Genomic DNA, 3,501 nt, shown 5'->3' with positions numbered 1-3,501 from the left:
CTTCATCCGTTATTCGATGTTTTTAGCTATATTTATTATAAGCGGACAAAACCTGGCAAACCAACTCGCAACTGTCCATACTCGAAACCGTTAGCCAAAATAACTCCTGACAAAAAAACTTCCTGAAAACCGAACTGACCGCAGAAAAATCAACACTCGAAATTCCATAAAAACGAAGAACATTTTTAAAAAGAAAAGCGGAAAAAACTCGCTGATAAAACCGATCGGATCGCAAAAAATTATAATCAAAATTCGCTAAAATCGGACTCTATTTTTAAAGACTTAAAGAATAAAAAAACCAAATAATTGAAACCTGATATTGGATAAAATTGACGGTTATTATTAGAAGCTAAAACTGCCTTTAAGCGGACAAGCACGAAAAAAAATACTGAAAATTTGAACTTTTAAATGAAATCTGAACTCTAGAATCATCAGCGATGCGGAAATCATCACGCAGAACAAATCTCTCCCTAAATATGAATTGAAAATTCAGCTAACAATTAAAAAGCAACACTGGAAAAACTTCAAATTGTAAAATTTCGCTTTAAATTTTAGAATTTTAAACTCCTCTCCCACTCCGAAAAACATTAAAATTTAAAATCTAATCTAAGCCGATATTAGATAAATCTGATAACATTTTTAAAGAATAAGAACTAAAAACTAAATTTGGCGTGTCGTTACATTGGCTAACAACGTATAATAGCAATTGCGGCTTTGTGTCCTGCGGACACATCCGCGCAAGCATAAAAGTCAGTAATTTTAGCTATCTTAGTTTTTAACCAATCCGCAACTGACGATTATACGAAGACGTTGTGCAAAATAATTAATAAAAATATGGGAACACCACACAAAATAGACTCTAGATTAAGCAATCTAATTCAAATGAATGAAACATTCACCCTAGAATTAATTGAAGTACTTAAACAAAATTACCTGGATAATAAACTAGAAATTGGAGAAGTGAACTATTCCGAACCAATGGAATTTGGAGCAATCTGTACTATCGTTGATTCTGAGTTTGAAAATGTAATACTTCATTTTATTCATAAACATACAGATTCTGGTTATCCTTATGAGATTGTAGTTGAGATGCGATATTTAGATTCACCTGTAGAATGGAAAATTTCAATAGATGATTATTTAATTTCCAAATTGCCAGAAGAAATGATTTCAGAGATGGAATCAAAGATGGATGAACTTTTGGAAGAAAGATTTAATTAAAAATGCAGGAAACGGAAAAGATTGCTAGTTGGATCAAAAATAATGCGAAAGAAATTATTGCAAATATTGAATATGAAAGTATTGAAGTTTACGAGTATCTATCAAGACAATTTAAAGAATCAGATGTAAGCGAAAATCCTTTATTCCAATTCGTGTATAGAAGTTATTATAGAATAGACAATGCAGGACTGACCCAAGAATTTAAGAAAGAATACTTTAATCTATTAGAAGAGTTTAAAGTTAAAAAAGAACTTGAGATTATTGAGATCATTGATCGATTATATAAATACAGAAATTTAAAAGATCAGAAGTCAATTCAATTTTCATTTGCAACAAAACTTGTAAATACAATTGACAAAAAAACTCCAATTTATGATAGCAAAGTATGCCGAGTTTTTAATTTTAAAAATCCTCCTCAGAAAAGTTTCGATAAAAAAGTGAATAAATACTTGGAACAATTGTCAATAATCTCGGCAACTTATCACGATATTTTAGATTCTGGATTATTATCAAAAGTTATATTTATGTTCGACTGTAAATTTGAAAATAATTTATCCCCAGTGAATAAACTAGACTTTATCTTTTGGTCGGCAGGTAAGATTCTAACAAAAAATGATAAGAAAAATTCCTTTGAAAATAGTATTTCTAAAATAACTTCCGTTTAAATTACTTTGCACAACAACGATTAATCGCAAATAGCGGTTTTATTATAAAAAAGTGTAATTTTAGATATTAAGCAAGAAAAGGTTAAGCCGACAAATCCGCGTCCCTTACTCCGCTACTTTCGATAATCGAAACCGTTGTGTGCAAGCGGACAAAAAATGATGGATAAAGAATTAAAATATTATCACAGAATAAATTCGGCTTTTATCGGACGCAAAATAATTGAAGTTTATTATGAAGAGTTGGATTACAAAACCGATTCTGAATTTTGGGAACATTCTACTGATATCCACTCTGTAGATATGAATGTGATTTTTAGACTGGATAATAATGAACTGATTCAAATAAAATGGGATAATGAATTTTACTGTTACGGAATTGGTTTTGAAAAGTTAAACGAGATAAATATCCGCGAGGGAATTAAAACAATCAAACTGACTGAAAATAAAAATTGGGCAAAACTTATCGGAAAAGAAATCTCGGAAATTATTGTTTTATGGGACATTAGCGAGGGAATCACAAAGGAATATAAAAATAACCGAGTTATTAAATCTGAAAAAACAATTACCAAACTTCCTCAAACTTGGCAAATCGAATTTGGAGTTGAGAAAATATGGGTTTCAGCACTTGAAATAAAAGAAAATGGAACTAACTCATATTGGGCTGACCATTTGACTATTTTATTTAATAATAGTGAACAAGAAAAATATCAACTTATTAAAAACGCCAGCACACAACAACGATTAATCGCAAATAGCGGCTTTTAGATAAAAAGTGTAATTTTAGAGACCAAGCAAGAAAAGTTTAAGCCGACAAATCCGCGTACCTTACTCCGCCACTTGCGATAATCGAGATCGTTGTAAATAATGGCTTTCAAAATCTCAAATGAAGAGGAATGAGTCTAAAAATTATCAAAAAAAAATTAAGTAAAATCAATAGACTCAAATATTTCATAATTGTAGTTGTTTTCTTCTCGAATAATTTAATTGCTCAAACCAGAACTGAAAAAAATAATGAAATATTCTTTCTGGAAACTTTTATAGGCGGATATACCGGAGATGCAGGTGGTTTTCTATGGGGTGGTGATCTGAATTACCAATTAAATAAAAACCTATTTTCTGTTAGATACTCGAAAAAAAATGATATTGATATTTCCGCGAATAATTTGGTAGGTATTCCAACCTCAAATACAAATGCTTACTCGGATGAAATTGCATTACTATATGGTAGACGAAAAATTGAAAATGGACATTCTTGGAGTGCTTCTGTTGGCGCATCGTACAATCACTACTCATTAAACAATCTAAACGATACCGAAAAAGAAAAAATAAGCGCTTTAGGTGCTGCTTTCGAAGCAAATATAAAGTGGTTTAAAAACAGAAAGAAAAATCCATTCGGATTTAGTTATGGATTAAAATTTTCTGGAAATATTTCGAAAGAATACTATCTAGGATTATCATTCATATTAGGCCTGGGCTGGCATAAAAATTATAATAAATAATAGTAATTTCAATAAACGCCACAATTTACAACTACGCGTATGGTCAATTGCGGCTAAATACTTAATCGATATTCGATGTTTTTAGCTATATTTATTGTAAGCGGACAAAACCTGGC

At 30.7% G+C, this 3,501-nt stretch carries 4 protein-coding genes; all 4 read left to right on the top strand.

Translation table 11 applies throughout. The annotated features are described in order from the left end of the window. Positions 1-882 precede the first annotated feature (882 nt). Entirely contained in the window at positions 883-1,221 is a 339-nt protein-coding gene (locus tag BM201_RS17895; protein ID WP_139219298.1) for a hypothetical protein, read from the top strand. A 2-nt stretch (positions 1,222-1,223) separates the two neighbouring features. After that, positions 1,224-1,886, top strand: a complete 663-nt coding sequence (locus BM201_RS17890; RefSeq protein ID WP_092545175.1) for a hypothetical protein — start codon at positions 1,224-1,226, stop codon at positions 1,884-1,886. A gap of 156 nt (positions 1,887-2,042) precedes the next feature. Further along, complete coding sequence (locus BM201_RS17885; protein ID WP_092545173.1) at positions 2,043-2,651, top strand: hypothetical protein; 609 nt, start codon at positions 2,043-2,045, stop codon at positions 2,649-2,651. A gap of 128 nt (positions 2,652-2,779) precedes the next feature. Further along, positions 2,780-3,385, top strand: coding sequence for a hypothetical protein (locus tag BM201_RS17880; RefSeq protein ID WP_092545171.1), 606 nt, complete (start codon positions 2,780-2,782; stop codon positions 3,383-3,385). Positions 3,386-3,501 lie beyond the last annotated feature (116 nt).

The organism is Zunongwangia mangrovi (assembly GCF_900112105.1).
Classification (GTDB): Bacteria; Bacteroidota; Bacteroidia; order Flavobacteriales; family Flavobacteriaceae; genus Zunongwangia; species Zunongwangia mangrovi.
Note: the sequence above shows the minus strand (reverse complement) of the source record. Positions and strands in the feature narration are given on the sequence as shown.